General features: G+C 63.2%; 18 protein-coding genes. 11 read left to right on the top strand and 7 right to left on the bottom strand.

The window, feature by feature from the left end; all coding sequences use genetic code 11:
* Positions 1-225 precede the first annotated feature (225 nt).
* The 3 genes from BHD07_RS25100 (at position 226) to BHD07_RS25110 (ending at position 3,454) form a co-directional block, all read left to right on the top strand.
* Positions 226-1,422 carry an extensin-like domain-containing protein gene (locus BHD07_RS25100; protein WP_338283583.1) on the top strand — a complete coding sequence of 399 codons (1,197 nt, stop codon included), beginning with the start codon at positions 226-228 and terminating at the stop codon, positions 1,420-1,422.
* 347 nt (positions 1,423-1,769) lie between these two features.
* A complete protein-coding gene (locus tag BHD07_RS25105; protein ID WP_275597802.1) occupies positions 1,770-2,696 on the top strand; it encodes an ABC transporter ATP-binding protein in 927 nt (308 codons plus the stop codon).
* Positions 2,693-3,454, top strand: a complete 762-nt coding sequence (locus BHD07_RS25110) for an ABC transporter permease (protein ID WP_338283585.1) — start codon at positions 2,693-2,695, stop codon at positions 3,452-3,454. The genes BHD07_RS25105 and BHD07_RS25110 overlap by 4 nt, the downstream gene beginning before the upstream one ends.
* 18 nt (positions 3,455-3,472) lie before the next feature.
* Here the strand turns inward: BHD07_RS25110 and BHD07_RS25115 are convergent, their stop codons facing one another.
* The 3 genes from BHD07_RS25115 to BHD07_RS25125 are packed head-to-tail and all read right to left on the bottom strand — an operon-like array spanning position 3,473 to position 5,228.
* Positions 3,473-4,174 (bottom strand): TIGR02281 family clan AA aspartic protease, encoded by a 702-nt coding sequence (locus BHD07_RS25115; protein WP_338283587.1) that lies wholly within the window; start codon positions 4,172-4,174, stop codon positions 3,473-3,475.
* Positions 4,171-4,392, bottom strand: coding sequence for a DUF1289 domain-containing protein (locus BHD07_RS25120; protein ID WP_020487477.1), 222 nt, complete (start codon positions 4,390-4,392; stop codon positions 4,171-4,173). Before BHD07_RS25120 ends, BHD07_RS25115 begins: the two co-directional genes overlap by 4 nt.
* A gap of 47 nt (positions 4,393-4,439) precedes the next feature.
* Positions 4,440-5,228, bottom strand: coding sequence for an adenosylcobinamide-GDP ribazoletransferase (locus BHD07_RS25125; RefSeq protein ID WP_338283589.1), 789 nt, complete (start codon positions 5,226-5,228; stop codon positions 4,440-4,442).
* Between the two features lie 139 nt (positions 5,229-5,367).
* Here BHD07_RS25125 and cobT point away from each other — a divergent pair, with 139 nt between their 5' ends.
* Positions 5,368-6,384 (top strand): nicotinate-nucleotide--dimethylbenzimidazole phosphoribosyltransferase, encoded by a 1,017-nt coding sequence (cobT, locus tag BHD07_RS25130; protein ID WP_018095176.1) that lies wholly within the window; start codon positions 5,368-5,370, stop codon positions 6,382-6,384.
* Between the two features lie 231 nt (positions 6,385-6,615).
* Complete coding sequence (locus BHD07_RS25135; protein WP_100673072.1) at positions 6,616-7,029, top strand: diacylglycerol kinase; 414 nt, start codon at positions 6,616-6,618, stop codon at positions 7,027-7,029.
* Between the two features lie 74 nt (positions 7,030-7,103).
* Here the strand turns inward: BHD07_RS25135 and BHD07_RS25140 are convergent, their stop codons facing one another.
* Positions 7,104-8,639, bottom strand: coding sequence for a sensor histidine kinase (locus BHD07_RS25140; protein ID WP_338283591.1), 1,536 nt, complete (start codon positions 8,637-8,639; stop codon positions 7,104-7,106).
* A gap of 150 nt (positions 8,640-8,789) precedes the next feature.
* Between BHD07_RS25140 and BHD07_RS25145 the strand changes: the two genes are divergently transcribed.
* From BHD07_RS25145 to BHD07_RS25170, 6 genes are all read left to right on the top strand, one after another.
* Positions 8,790-9,509: a thermonuclease family protein gene (locus BHD07_RS25145; RefSeq protein ID WP_338283592.1), complete on the top strand. Its 720-nt coding sequence runs from the start codon at positions 8,790-8,792 to the stop codon at positions 9,507-9,509.
* Positions 9,502-10,131, top strand: coding sequence for a uracil-DNA glycosylase family protein (locus tag BHD07_RS25150; RefSeq protein WP_338283593.1), 630 nt, complete (start codon positions 9,502-9,504; stop codon positions 10,129-10,131). The genes BHD07_RS25145 and BHD07_RS25150 overlap by 8 nt, the downstream gene beginning before the upstream one ends.
* A gap of 64 nt (positions 10,132-10,195) precedes the next feature.
* A complete protein-coding gene (locus BHD07_RS25155) occupies positions 10,196-10,684 on the top strand; it encodes an Lrp/AsnC family transcriptional regulator (RefSeq protein ID WP_003535303.1) in 489 nt (162 codons plus the stop codon).
* A 307-nt stretch (positions 10,685-10,991) separates the two neighbouring features.
* Entirely contained in the window at positions 10,992-11,264 is a 273-nt protein-coding gene (locus BHD07_RS25160; RefSeq protein WP_275597807.1) for a type II toxin-antitoxin system VapB family antitoxin, read from the top strand.
* Positions 11,264-11,371 carry a type II toxin-antitoxin system VapC family toxin gene (locus BHD07_RS25165; RefSeq protein ID WP_338283595.1) on the top strand — a complete coding sequence of 36 codons (108 nt, stop codon included), beginning with the start codon at positions 11,264-11,266 and terminating at the stop codon, positions 11,369-11,371. Before BHD07_RS25160 ends, BHD07_RS25165 begins: the two co-directional genes overlap by 1 nt.
* A 23-nt stretch (positions 11,372-11,394) precedes the next feature.
* Complete coding sequence (locus tag BHD07_RS25170) at positions 11,395-11,673, top strand: type II toxin-antitoxin system VapC family toxin (RefSeq protein ID WP_338283597.1); 279 nt, start codon at positions 11,395-11,397, stop codon at positions 11,671-11,673.
* A 95-nt stretch (positions 11,674-11,768) separates the two neighbouring features.
* Here the strand turns inward: BHD07_RS25170 and BHD07_RS25175 are convergent, their stop codons facing one another.
* The 3 genes from BHD07_RS25175 to BHD07_RS25185 all read right to left on the bottom strand — a co-directional run bounded on the left by BHD07_RS25175 (position 11,769) and on the right by BHD07_RS25185 (position 14,229).
* On the bottom strand, positions 11,769-12,467 hold the full coding sequence (locus BHD07_RS25175; protein ID WP_338283598.1) for a DNA alkylation repair protein: 699 nt from the start codon (positions 12,465-12,467) through the stop codon (positions 11,769-11,771).
* Positions 12,464-13,333, bottom strand: coding sequence for an NAD(P)-dependent oxidoreductase (locus BHD07_RS25180; RefSeq protein ID WP_018095168.1), 870 nt, complete (start codon positions 13,331-13,333; stop codon positions 12,464-12,466). Before BHD07_RS25180 ends, BHD07_RS25175 begins: the two co-directional genes overlap by 4 nt.
* A gap of 68 nt (positions 13,334-13,401) precedes the next feature.
* Entirely contained in the window at positions 13,402-14,229 is an 828-nt protein-coding gene (locus BHD07_RS25185) for a class I SAM-dependent methyltransferase (protein ID WP_338283600.1), read from the bottom strand.
* Positions 14,230-14,471: the final 242 nt, after the last annotated feature.

A 14,471-nucleotide genomic window follows, 5' to 3' on the forward strand; every position in this document is an offset into this window, starting at 1 on the left:
TGGCCCGCACCCGTAAGGATGCGGGCCTTTTCTTTGTGCCCGCTCGCCCGATTTAGCGTGCGGCCGGCAAGGCTTCGTTTACCACGTTTGCTTAAATTGCTTTGCAAAGCCGACTTTCTCGACCGAGCGCCCGTTTGGCGACATTCCGCAGGTTCATTCTCGGCTGTGGGCAGGCGGCGCACGGACAAGGCCGAAGCTTTGTCATGGATGAAGGCGGCAATCAGTATGGCGTGTGTTTCTCTTCTTCATCGTCCACTGGCGGCGCTGCTGTTGTCCATTCCGCTCGTTGCCTGCACGACCGACGTGCTTGCGCCACCGGCCCGAATCGACGGGAGCTCCCGTGTCGGCGCGATCAGGCCGGCGCCTGCAGCCATGCCGGAGCAGGAAGTCGCTGCCTATCCGTCGTCAGAGCCGGTCGCCATGGCCAGCCAGACCTCCGTTGCCCCGGCTTCCAGTAATGCGGCCCTTGCGCCGCAGGGCCAGGTCGCCGGGGCCGGATCGATGACGGTTCCGCGCGAGGGGGTGAACATGGACGCCATGCTCGGCGTCGAACCGGTGGTCGGCCTGGCGCAGGAGCAGGCCGGTGAGATCGCCGAGGGGAATACGACGCAGCCGGTCGTGGCCGGTATCGGCGACAGCGATGTGCGCCAGCTTGCCGGAGCGCCGCAGCCTATGCCGATGCCTGAGGCGAATCCCGGCTATGATCCCGACCTGCCGCCCCTTGCGCCCGCGCAGAGCGCGGCCGAGGAAGTGAATAGAAGGCGTGTTCTCGAGCCGCAGCGGGCGACGCGCACTGAGCAGCCGCAGCAGATCGCTTTCATACCGCGCGCCCGCAGCCCCCTGTCCACGCCGGAATACACCGGCGAAATGCCGGGCTCGGAGGTCGCGTGCCGGCAGCGGTTGAAGAAGCTCGGCGTCGTCTTCCGCGACGTTCCGCGAGTCCGTAACGGACCGTCCTGTGGCATCGACTACCCGATCGAGCTCAGCGGCCTGTCCGGCGACATCGCCGTCAAACCTGCGGTGAAGCTGAATTGCCAGGTAACGGAAGCCTTCGCCAAGTGGGTGAAATACGAGCTGGCGCCGTCGTCGCGCTACCGTTACTGGTCGGGCGTCAAGACGATCAAGCCCCTCGGCGGCTATTCCTGCCGGACGATGAACTCCCGCCGCGGCAATCCCATGTCGGAACATGCGCGCGGCAACGCGATAGACGTCGGCAAGTTCGTGCTGAAAAACGGCAAGGAAATCGATGTGCGCAAGAAGGGCTTCTTCGCTTTCCGTGAGCGGGGGCTCCTGAAAGCGGTGCGCACGGACAGCTGCAAGTATTTCCACACGGTGCTCGGACCAGGCAGCGATCCTTTCCACAAGGACCATTTCCACTTCGATCTGCGCACGCGCAAGTCCGGTTACCGGCACTGCGATTAGCACGCTGCACAAGCGGACCATCGGTTGGACGGCCCGGCTGACGCCGCGATGGCCTCATGTCGGGCGGCAGTCAAGGTCACACATTGCCGCCTTTCGAGATTGTCCGGCATCGTTACGACGCGGCGCGACGCGAGAAAATTTTCTATCGGCTCGCCGAGGAGAAGGCGGCACGCTGGTGACCGCAGTCCAAGAGATCTACTACCGCATGGGCGGCAGCCGGTAAGCGGAGCGGCGGCCCTTGACAGAGCGTCAACGTAAATTTGGCTTGGACGGGCTGCAAATCCATGTGAATCGGCCCATATAGAGCAGCACCCTGCCGTCTTTGCACCTCTTCCCGGATATGTTTCATGGCGCCAATCGTTTCCATCTCCAATCTGTCGAAGACCTATGCCTCGGGGTTTCAGGCCCTGAAGGGCGTCAGCCTCGATATCGAAGAGGGCGAAATTCTTGCCCTCCTCGGTCCGAATGGTGCCGGCAAGACGACGCTCATCTCGATCGTCTGCGGTATTGTCAATGCGACGGGCGGCCAGGTTACCGTCGGCGGCAACGACGTCGTGCGCGACTTCCGCCAGACACGGGCGATGATAGGCCTTGTGCCGCAGGAACTGACGACCGATGCTTTCGAGACGGTGTGGAACACCGTTTCCTTCTCGCGCGGGCTTCACGGCAGGAAGCCGGATCCGGCGCATATCGAAAAGGTACTGAAGGACCTCTCGCTCTGGAACAAGAAGGACAGCACGCTGCGCGAGCTTTCCGGGGGCATGAAGCGGCGCGTGCTGATCGCCAAGGCGCTCTCGCACGAGCCGCGCGTCCTTTTCCTCGACGAGCCGACGGCCGGTGTCGACGTCAGCCTGCGAAAGAGCATGTGGGAGGTCGTCCAGCGGCTGCGCGCTTCGGGCGTGACGATCATCCTCACGACCCACTACATCGAGGAAGCGGAGGAGATCGCCGACCGGATCGCGGTGATCAACAGCGGCGAGATACTGCTCGTCGAAGACAAGAATGCGCTGATGACGAAACTCGGACGCAAGCAGCTGCGCGTCGATCTGGCCCAACCTCTGGAGCGGGTTCCCGATTCTCTTGCCTCCTACAATTTGTTGCTGGAGGGCGAAGGCGAACGCCTGATCTATGAATACGACACGAGCGCTGATCGGACGGGCATCACGTCGCTGCTCGCGGCGCTGGCCGAGGCGGGCATCAGGCTCCGGGACATTTCCACGAGGCAGAGTTCGCTCGAGGATATTTTCGTTGAGATCGTGGAGGCGGGGCGATGAATATAGAAGCAGTCAAATCCATTTATTTCTTCGAAATGGCGCGCACACGCCGCACGCTTCTGCAAAGCGTCGTGTCACCCGTCATCTCCACTTCGCTCTATTTCATCGTTTTCGGCGCCGCCATCGGTGGACGCATCCAGGAAATCGACGGGATTTCCTACGGCGCCTTCATCACGCCCGGGTTGGTGATGCTGACGCTTCTGACGCAGTGCATCGGCAACGGTTCATTCGGTATCTATTTCCCGAAATTCACCGGCACGATCTATGAGGTGCTGTCGTCACCGATATCCATGCTTGAGATTGTGCTCGGTTATGTGGGAGCAGCGGCGACAAAGGGGATGATGATCGGCACGATCATCCTCGTCACGGCCTCGCTGTTCGTCGATCTCAGCATCGCCCATCCCTTCGTGATGCTTTTCTTTTTCGTTCTGACGGCGGTGACCTTCAGCCTGTTCGGTTTCCTGATCGGCATCTGGGCGAAGGATTTCGAGCAGCTCAACCTCATTCCGATGCTGGTGGTCCCGCCGCTCGTCTTCCTCGGCGGCAGCTTCTATTCGATCGACATGCTGCCGCCATTCTGGCGGGCAGTAAGCCACTTCAACCCGGTCCTTTACCTGATCAGCGGCTTCCGCTGGAGCTTCTTCGAGATCTCCGACGTAAATCCGCTCGCCAGCGCGGCAATCATTCTCGTCTTTCTCGCGCTCTGCATGTCCGCACTGACATGGATATTCCGGACCGGGTACAAGTTGCGCAACTGAGGTTGGATCGGCGGGGGCTCAGTCCCTGAGTCGGAGCTCGTCGCTGCGCATCTGCAGGAAGTCGAGGGTCGAGAGGAAGCTCATGCCGAGCAGGCTGCTGTCCAGCCGCCCCTCGGCCGCGACCATGGCGCGGATATTCGTCCGCCGGATCGGTCCGATCGCGATCTCCGGCAGGATGACCGGTGCCGCAAGCGCCGGTCCGTTCGCGGTCATGACAGTGATCGTGTAGCCGAGATCGGCGACGTCGAGACCGACCATCGCCGCGTCCTCATGGGTGAGCACGATACTGCTCGCGCCGGTGTCCACAAGCATGCTGACCTCATGCCCGTTGATTGTCGCATCGGCGGCAAAGTGGCCGTCGATCCGCTTGTGAAGCACCACCTCCTGCTGACCCTCGCTGTCGGTGATGACCATGGCCCTGCCGGGCATAAGTCCTGCCAGCACCCGGTCGCCGACGGACCGAAGGTCGAAGCGGTAGACATAGAGTGCAACGAGGACGAACGCGATCAGCAGCCAGATCGCAATCTGTGTCAGGCCTTCGCCCAGAGTTCGGCGGCTTCTGACGATACCGGCGGCGAAAAGCGTCGCCAGCGCGCCGAGGGCTACGAGCTGTCCGAAATCGTCGTTGTTCATGCCGAACGTTCGGCCGGAATCGTGATTGATGATCAGCAGTACGAGGCCGATGCCGAGTATTGCGAGGAGGACGATCAGTCTGCTCATGAGCCGTTTTGTTCTCGCGCCATGCGCGACCGGCGCGTCTCCCGCCGCGGTTTGCGCTCGACCGTTTCCAGTCGCGCCGGCAAGGCCTGCATGATCGTGTGCCGTTCGGTATCGGTGTAGAGCGTCCAGGCGCCGATCTCCTGACGTGTGCGCCCGCAGCCGAAACAGTAACCGGTCCTATCGTCGATCGTGCAGACGAGAATGCAGGGAGATTCCATGATCGGGACGATGCTCTGCTGTTTCGTTCGAAAAATATATCGGCCTTTCAGATGGCCAGTGCAAGAGCGCCCAGAACGGCGATCTCCGTCAGTTGCTGGGTGGCGCCGATGGTGTCGCCGGTATGGCCGCCGACCTTGCGTAAGGCAATCCGCGTGAAGGCTGGCACCGCAAGCCCGAAGGCAGCGAGCGAAAGCAGGACGGCGACGGTCGGGATGTCGGCCAGGAAAAACAGCACGAGCGCGAGGAGCACGCCCGAGCCGAGCGCAACCGATGTCGCCTGCGGCTCGGGTAAACCGGCCGAGGCGGCGACCCCGCCGCGGCGGGCAGGCGGGAGGCGGGACCAGTGCCAGACCATCGCGGCGCGGCTCAGCGCAGCGGTGGCAAGCAGCGCAATTCCGCCGCCTGTCGGCGTCAGCAGCGGCAGGAATGCAGCCAGGGCCGAGACGCGAAGGCCGAAGGAAAGAATGAGGGCAACCGCGCCATAGGTGCCGATCCGACTGTCCTTCATGATCTCCAGGGCGTTTTCCCGATCGCGCCCGCCGCCGAAACCATCGGCCGTATCCCCAAGGCCGTCCTCATGCAGGGCGCCGGTGACCATCGCCTGCACCGCGACGACGAGGGAGGCGTTGAAGAGCGAGCTCGCGTGAAGCGCGCCCAGAAGGACCGCTATCACGGCGGCAGGAAGGGCGATCAGGATACCCGCAAGAGGGAAGGCGCGCACGGCGCGGCCGAGCCCGCCGTCATAGCCGCGGAAATATCGATCCGGCACGGGAATGCGGCTCAAAAAGGCAACCGACCGTGCGACGTCGTCCCAGAGCTCGCGAATATCTGCCATCTCGTCTCCCGCATCCCGAATCGCCCGGCGTTCCGCGGGATCATGCGAGACGACGGCAAATGGCGCAAATGCCGTTGCCGCGGGCGGCATCACACTCTATGACGAGCCCCGAACGAGTTTCACGTTGCAAGGATGATCCATGAGCGCCAGCGGCCTGCCGTTTGATGATTTCCGCGAACTACTGCGCAACCTGCCGGGGCCGGATACGGCGGCACTCGTTGCGGCGCGCGAGCGGGACGGGCAATTGACGAAGCCGCCCGGCGCTCTCGGGCGCCTCGAGGAAATCGCCTTCTGGCTTGCCGCCTGGACGGGACGTCCGCCGGCGGTCAACCGACCGCTCGTCGCGATCTTCGCCGGCAATCACGGCGTGACCCGTCAGGGAGTGACGCCCTTTCCCGCTTCGGTGACGGCGCAGATGGTCGAGAACTTCGCCGCCGGCGGTGCTGCCATCAACCAGATCTGCGTGGCACACGATCTCGGCCTCAAAGTCTTCGATCTGGCGCTCGACTATCCGACCGGTGATATCACCGAGGAACCGGCTCTCTCCGAGCGCGACTGCGCCGCCACCATGGCTTTCGGCATGGAAGCGATTGCCGGCGGCACGGATCTGCTGTGCATCGGCGAAATGGGCATCGGCAACACGACGATCGCGGCCGCCATCAACCTCGGCCTCTATGGCGGCACGGCAGAGGAATGGGTCGGTCCCGGCACCGGTTCGGAAGGCGAGGTGCTCGCGCGCAAGATCGCCGCCGTCGAAAAGGCCGTGGCGCTGCACCGCGATCACTTGTCCGATCCGCTCGAAGTCATGCGGCGGCTCGGCGGCCGCGAGATCGCGGCGATGGCGGGCGCAATTCTCGCGGCGCGGATGCAGAAGGTGCCCGTCATCATCGACGGCTACGTCGCGACCGCGGCCGCGGCGATCCTCAAGGCCGCCAACCCGGCGGCGCTCGACCATTGCCTGATTGGCCATGTTTCAAGCGAGCCCGGTCACATGCGGGCGATCGAGAAACTCGGCAAGACACCGCTCCTGGCTCTCGGCATGCGGCTTGGCGAAGGCACGGGCGCGGCTCTTGCAGCAGGCATCGTCAAGGCGGCGGCTGCCTGCCACAGCGGCATGGCGACCTTTGCGCAGGCTGGCGTAAGCAACAAGGAGTAAGGCAGGCCCGGCCCGCCCACGCGCGTCAGCACGCTCGGAGCTTGCTGTCGATCGGCCGTCATGCGTGCTATGCTCGTGCCGTGCAGCTATTGATGCGGGGCGGCTTCTCGCATATCGGGGATAAGTCGGGTCATTCGGTTCGGGTGGCCTCGCAATGCGGCATTGCCACCGCCTTTGATTCGCCTCAATAGGAACGTCGAAGCTGTGCCCTCTCCCAACCCGCGAGAAGAAATGGACGTCAAGAACACTACCTCCCGCAACGGCGCCACCGCGCCCGTTCAGAAGCATCGTGGCTTCCGGCACCTTTTCGCGGCGGCCAGCTATTCCTTCGGCGGTGCGAAGCGCCTGATCGGCGAGGCGGCCTTTCGGCACGAACTCATCGCATTCGCCGTAGCGATGGTCGCGTTCACGATCGTCGGCGCGAACCTGTTCCAGTATGTCGCGATGGCAATCCTGTTTCTGCTGATGATGGCCTTTGAGGCGATCAACACCGCGATCGAGGAGATTGTCGACCGCGTCTCGCCGGAGATCTCGGAGATGGGCAGGAACGCCAAGGATCTCGGCTCCTTCGCGTGCCTTTGCCTCATTCTCGCCAATGCGGCTTATGCGCTGTACGTGATATTTCTCGCTCGCTTCCTGGGCTGATCCGCGACGCCGGCACCACCCTCATTTCCGTGACAGGCACGGGAATGAAGAAGTGGAGCACGCCCGGCAAGCGTTCACGCGAAGCTCCTTCGCCGGCGGGTGAGGGACGGGACGTCCTCGACCGGGGGCAAGCTCTGCAGAACGCGACGCGGCGGCAGGATAGCGATCGCCTCGGTACCTTCCCGGAGTTTCGAGCGCAGGATGAACTGGCCGCCATGCTTGGCGAGGATCGCCTGGACGATCGGCAGACCGAGGCCGGTGCCCTGTTCGGCGCTCTTGATGGCGATCGAACCCTGGCCGAAAGCGGAAAGGACGATCGGGATCTCCTCTTCCGGAATGCCGGGGCCGTTGTCTCTGATCGAAAGATATTGCCCGCCGCCGGCGGTCCAGCCGACCTTTACGCTGACCTCACCGCCCGACGGGGTGAACTTGACGGCATTCGAAAGAAGGTTGAGGGTCACCTGGCGCATGGCTTTTTCGTCTGCCCAGACGGACGGCATCGCCTGTTCGAACTGATGGGCCATGGTTATGTTCTTGCCGCGCGCGCGGAGCTGAACCATGCCGATGCAATCCTCGACGATCTCCGCCAGGTTTACCGCATCCTCGCTGAGCTCGTACTTGCCGGCTTCGATACGCGAAAGATCGAGAATTTCGTTGATGAGATTCAAGAGGTGTTCGCCGGAGCGATGGATGTCCAGCGTGTATTCCTTGTAGGTCGGGTTGGCGAGCGGTCCGAGCACCTCTGTCGACATGACCTCCGAGAAGCCGAGGATGGCATTGAGCGGCGTGCGCAGCTCGTGCGACATCGAGGCCAGGAAACGGGATTTGGCGAGATTCGCTTCTTCGGCGCGGCGGCGAGCCTCGTCCGACATGGACTTCGCCACCTCGAGTTCGGCGATGAGATCGTCCTTCTCGGACTGTACCGAAAGGATATGAACGTTGGCGCGGTTCATCCTGTCGGTCATGAACGCCAGAAAGACAAGCGAGAGCGCCAGAATGCCCGTGAGGCCGACATCGACCGCATCACCGGTCGTGAGTGAGGAGAAGCCGAGCGCGGCCATGACAGGCAGAAACGTGTAATAGAGGGCGTTCCGCAACAGAAAAGTGCCCATGGCGGTGACCGCAAGGGCAATGAAGAGCACCGTTCCCTCGAAGAGACCGGAAGCGATCTCGCCGCAGGACGCACAATCCGGGAGCGTGAAGATCGCCCAGCAAAGGCCGGTCAGCATCTGGCCGGCGAAGAAGCGGCGGCGCCAGACGGACACTTTCTCGGCGACCACATCCTCGCGCTTGGCCTTTCGCGCGAGAAAGATGGTGACCGCATGCGCGGAAAGCGCCAACAAGGCCCAGGCGAGAAAATGCGGGTCGCCCGAGAGGTAGATGCCGCTGGCGGCGATCAGGATCACGAGGAGGGGCAGGGCCATCGCGCCGTGGAGCACGGACTCGATGTGTAGCAGGAGCATTTCCCGTTCGAAGCCGGAGGGTGCCGAGGAACCGGTCTGCAGCCGCTGACGCGTCGCGCGAACGGTCTTCGAAACAGCCTTGTTTCGATGGCTCCGCGACTTGTCCACGATGATCTTGTCGGTCGATGTGCTGGCGGCGATGCTCATGCTTCTGGTCAGGATTGGGTTCAGCTTGCACTCTAGGATGCAATCCTTAAGAAGTTGCTGCCCCCATGAAGGATTCGGCAACCATTGTGGCGCGATTGCGGTTTTCGAGGCCGGGATGGGCAGGAAGAACAACACGAGGAGGCGTGGGGCGTGAAGTCGCAAAACCGCAGATTCCGGATCGTCGGCGGCAGCGGCGCAGGCCCGGGCTCTTCCGGAAGGCGCTTTGGATTTGGTCGCTCCGGGTTTCCCGAGCGGCGCAGGAGGCCGTCCGGCAGCGGCGGCATGGCCGGCGGTTGGATTTTCCTGATCCTGCTCGGCATCGGCGCCTACATAGCCGCGCAGCTGCCGCCGTCGGAACGCCCCGTGACCGGCGAGTTGCGCGGCTCGGCGTCGGCGAGCGATGGCGACAGTCTGCGGCTCGACGGACGCCGCATACGCATCGAAGGCATCGATGCCCCGGAGATCGGCCAGATGTGTCGACGCGGGGAAACCGCGTGGGACTGCGGCGCCCAGGCGCGGCAACGGTTGATTGCTCTCATCGCGGGAACGACGACCGTCTGCCGGCTCCATGGCCATGATCGCTATGGTCGGGAACTCGGTGTCTGCGCGGCTGGCGGGACGGACCTCGGAAGAGAAATGGTCCTCTCCGGTCATGCGGTCAGCTATGGGCTCTACCGTGCGGAAGAGGAAACGGCGCGAACGGGTCGGCGAGGGCTCTGGGGCGGCGATTTCGTCAGGCCGCAGGAGTGGCGGCGTTCGAACGGCGGTGCGGAGGAGACCCCGCACCGGGCGGGTGACTGGTTGGAGACCATTATTCAATGGCTTCAGGAGTATTCGAGCGCGATCATGGCGAGGATCGGCGGTGACTGAGGAGCGGCTGCAGGCGTTGAGGGCGGCGATCTCAATCTGTCGCCGGTGCCGTGACGAGCCGGCGCGCGGCGAAGACCACCGGCTGCCGCACGAGCCGAGGCCGGTGGCGGTGCTTTCCGCGTCGGCGCGGATTCTGATCGCCGGGCAGGCACCCGGATTGCGGGTCCATGAAAGCGGCCTTCCCTTCAACGATGCCTCTGGCGATCGGCTGCGGCAATGGCTGTCGGTGGACCGGGTGGCATTCTACGATCCGCAAAATTTCGCCATCGTGCCGATGGGTTTCTGTTTCCCCGGCTACGACAGCCACGGCAGCGACCTGCCGCCGAGAAGCGAATGCGCGCCGCTGTGGCGGCAGAAGGCGATGGACGCGATGCCGCAGATCGAGCTGGTGCTTGCGGTCGGTCATTATGCGCAGCGCTGGCATCTTGGAAGGGACTGTCCCAAATCCATGACGGAAACCGTGCGCAACTGGCAACGCTACGCGAAACGCAATTCCGGCGTCTGCGTACTGCCGCTGCCGCATCCGAGCTGGCGCAATACCGGCTGGCTCCGGCGTCATCCCTGGTTTGAGGCCGAGTTGCTGCCCTTCCTGCGTGAACGGGTGAGGGCGCTGACGGCGTGAAACAATTTTCTTTATTTTCACAATTACCGCGCTATAGAGGGAAAAATATTCGAGAGGATTTTCCATGGATCGCCTAGACCGCAAGATCCTGCGGCTGTTGCAGGAAGACTCGACCTTGGCCGTAGCCGACCTCGCCAAGAAGGTCGGGCTTTCCACGACGCCGTGCTGGCGGCGCATCCAGAAGATGGAAGAGGAAGGTGTGATCCGCCGCCGTGTCGCGCTTCTCGATCCGGTGAAGGTCAACACCAAGGTCACCGTATTCGTTTCCGTGCGCACCAATTCGCATTCGATGGAGTGGCTGCGGCGGTTCTCCGAAGTCGTGGCGGATTTTCCGGAAGTGGTGGAATTCTATCGCATGAGCGGCGACGTGGATTATCTCCTGCGCGTGGTCGTGCCGGATATCGCCGCCTATGATGCCTTCTACAAGCGTCTGATCGCCAAGATCGAGATCCGCGACGTTTCCTCGGCCTTCGCAATGGAGCAGATCAAGTATACGACGCAGCTGCCGCTCGATTACATGGTCATCGACCAGGCGAAGTCGAGCGAGGACTAGAAGACCGGGTCGTTATCCTCGCTCAAGCCGGGTATGACGCGGAGGGATGCTGCGATAGGTCCTCAAGACATGCGGCTGCCCAGCCGCGTGCAATGCCGATCTCGATGGTTCGGTACGGCTCCCGCTACTCTTTCTCCGGCGCGAACCTCTCCACCCGCCATCCACGGGCAGGTTTGACGACTGCGTGCCGCCATAGAGGCCATTCAACCGGTGATGACGATTAGTAGCGGCCGGGATTTCGACCCTTTCCGTTGAAACATCGGGTCGCAAATGCTATCTAGATTGCATATCTAGATAGGTGGTTGCCATGGCCCTGAGCATCAAGACAGAGGAAGCGGACCGGCTGGCGCGGGAGTTGTCTCGCCTGACCGGCGAAACCATGACCGACGCCATCACGCAGGCCATGCGCGAGCGGCTGGAACGGCTGCGTGCCGAGCGGGAGGCGCAGGCCGACTATGTTGCGCGCATGAAGGCCTTCGTCCGCGAGCGCGCCGGCCGCTACGATCGCCGTCCGGTCACGAAACAGGAATGGGATGAAGCGGTTGGCGATACGGCTGAAGAACTCGGTGTTCCCCGTTGATGGTCGTGGACGCGTCCGCCATCATCGCGATCATGTTCGAGGAGGCGGAAGCGCCTGACTGCATGGCCGCTCTTCAGACAGAGGCCCTGCGCCTCTATCGGCTGTGAACTATGTCGAAGCCGGTACTGTCATGGCCGGCAGGATCAAGGATGGAGACTGGCATGAGGCGATTGCCGATCTCGACGCGTTTCTGTCCGACTTCGGCATAGCGATTGCGCCCATAGACGATAACCTTGCCCGTGCCGCCATGAGGGCGCGTCTGGATTACGGCAAGGGATTCGGCACGCGGGGCGGCCTGAACTTCGGCGATTGCTTCGCCTACGCCCTGGCCAAACGGCATTCCGCCCCTCTTCTCTACGTTGGCGACGATTTCGCGCTCACCGACGTTCAATCTGGACTGGCGCGCTAGACGCAGAGAGTCCGGGTGGAGATGAAGAGTGGCGAGGCCTCGAGGAACGAGGTTTGTCAGGCTCGGTTAAACTCGGGCTTCACCCGAGAAACCATTCACGAGCCGCTGGAAAGCCGCCGGCGGACCCTGCTGTTCGTCAGTTCGCGCAACGCGTCCTTGCCCGTCCATCGTGCCGTACGGTCCGTGCTCGCCGCGAGCTTTTGCGCGAGCGCCAGGGCCGGTCCGTGGCAGGCGGGGCTGCGCTTGCCGATCTGCCTGAGTGCCCAATTCACCGACTTCTTCACGAAGTTGCGCTCGTCGGCGGCGTGAGCCTCGATCAGCGGCAGCCAGGCAAGCAGCGTCGAATCAGGCTCCTTCTTGAGATGCACGGCGGCTGTTGCGATCATCGCGAAGGCCAGGCGGCGGACGAATTCCCGCTCATCGGCGGCGAATTCAGGGATGAGCACTTGCTCGAAGCGCGCTCCGACGAAGAGGTCGGCAACGGTATCGACCACCTCCCAGGAGTCGCAGGCATTCGCCCATTGCCGCGCTTCAGCGAGCGTCAGCGCCTTCGGGTCCGCGGTGAACGCTGCCAGCAGGCGTGCTTCGCGGATGCCGGAAGTCCAGAGGTCGAGCGCACGGGCATGGTCGGTCTTTACCGTGCGCGCGACGCGACGAAGCTCAACGTTCGAAACGCCCAAGGCGGTTTCGGTCGCAATGCCGAAGCGCGCCATGCCGGCGATGTTTTCGTCCGAGCCGAGGGCGCGGAGATATTCGATGATCTCTTCCGCCGTCGACGCCGGGGCCGGCGTCATTTTTCGAGCCGGGCGAGCAGGGAAGACGTATCCCAGCGATTGCCGCCGACCGCCTGGATGTCGCCGTAGAACTGGTCGACGAGGGCGGTCACCGGGAGCTTGGCGCCGTTGCGCCTGGCCTCGGCAAGGACGATGTCCAGATCCTTGCGCATCCAGTCGACCGCGAAGCCGAAGTCATATTTGCCTTCGTTCATGGTCTTGTGCCGATTTTCCATCTGCCAGGAACCGGCCGCTCCCTTGGAGATGACCTCGATCACCTTCTCGATGTCGAGCCCTGCCTTCTTGCCGAAGTGGATTCCCTCTGCGAGCCCCTGGACGAGGCCAGCGATACAGATCTGATTGATCATTTTGGTCAGTTGGCCGGCGCCGGCGGGGCCCATCAAGCCGACCATCCGGGCATAGGCGTCGATGACGGGCCTGGCCTTGTCGAAGGCTCCCGCATCGCCCCCGCACATGACGGTGAGCACGCCGTTTTCCGCTCCGGCCTGCCCGCCGGAGACCGGCGCGTCGATGAAATGCGCCCCCTTCGCCGCCGCCGCCGCGTAGAGCTCGCGGGCAACCGCGGCCGATGCCGTCGTGTTGTCGATGAAGATCGACCCGGCTGCCATCGTTTCGAAGGCGCCGTTCTCTCCCGTCGTGACGGAGCGGAGGTCGTCGTCATTGCCGACGCAGGCGAAGACGAAATCCTGGCCCTTGGCCGCTTCGGCCGGCGTTGCGGCGGTCCGGCCGCCGAATGCCGCTGCCCATTGCTCCGCCTTGGCTGCAGTCCGGTTATAGACCGTGACATCGTGCCCGCCGCGGGCCTTGAGATGACCGGCCATCGGATACCCCATGACGCCGAGACCGATGAATGCGACTTTGGCCATTTCCTTGAGACTCCCTTATCGATGGCGTGTTGGCGGCCGACGATAGCGGCGGCCGCAGCAGCCTGCAATCAGGGTTTGAAGCGGGCGGTCACCAATTGGCCGGCAATCGGCTCGCCTTCCTCCATGCGCACCGTGATGTCGGTGATGTCGACGATGTCGAACCCGGTCGCCGCCAGGCGCTCGCGCAGGTAGGTTTCCGAGTGGGCGAAGCGCTGGTGCGGTCCGACGGCGAAGCCTTGTCCCGCCGGGGTCCCGCCCGGCAGGCTCTCGCTCGAGAAAATCAGGAGCCCGCCCGGCACCAGATTGTCGACTGCGCCGAAGAACAGCGGCTCCAAGGCGCCGATATAGGGCAGGACGTCGGTTGCGGCGATCAGGTCGAAGGGTTCGTCGTCATTGTCGTCGAGGAAATCGACCGCCTCTGCGACATAGAGCGTCTCGTAGAGGTCCTTCTCATGGGCGATCTCAACCATATTTTCCGAAAGGTCTACGCCGGTTATGTCTTCCGCCATGTCGCGTAGCGCGCCTCCGGTCAGCCCGGTGCCGCAGCCGAGATCGAGGATCCGCTTGAACGGTCCGAGCCCGAGCGCCTGAAGCCGCTGGCGCACGAGCAGTGGCACGCAATAGTGGAGCTGGTCGACGAGAACATTGTCGAAGACGTCGGCGTGCTGATCGAAGAGCGTTGCCACATAGGCGTCCGAAGCCTTGAGCGGCGTCTCGCCGCGCCCCATCGATGCAAGCCGAACGGCGGCGCCGCCGTGGTCCTCCGGGTCGATTTCCAGGACTTCCCGATATGCGGCGGCCGCCGCGTCGAAATGCCCGGACTTCTCCAAGGCAAGCGCGCGGTTATAGGCCTCTGCGAGGGCCTCCTCGTCGATCTTCTTGATTTTCTGCGTCATGGGCGCTTCATACGACCCCCGGCGGCCTTTGACAATCGCCGGTCGCGGCCGTCCCCGTCACTGACCGTTTCAGCTCGATAATAAACTGTTCTTTGGCGGAACGGCGACGGTTTCCGTCAATGTGGGATTAAACCACCTCGCGGCCCGAGGAGAGGTCCCGCCGAGGCGGCGACGGGAACATTCGCCTGCGGTAAAGATTTTGAGCAGGTCGGGGACACGCGCCATTTAACCTTGATCGAAAA

The organism is Sinorhizobium sp. KGO-5 (assembly GCF_036245905.1).
Classification (GTDB): domain Bacteria; phylum Pseudomonadota; class Alphaproteobacteria; order Rhizobiales; family Rhizobiaceae; genus Sinorhizobium; species Sinorhizobium meliloti_A.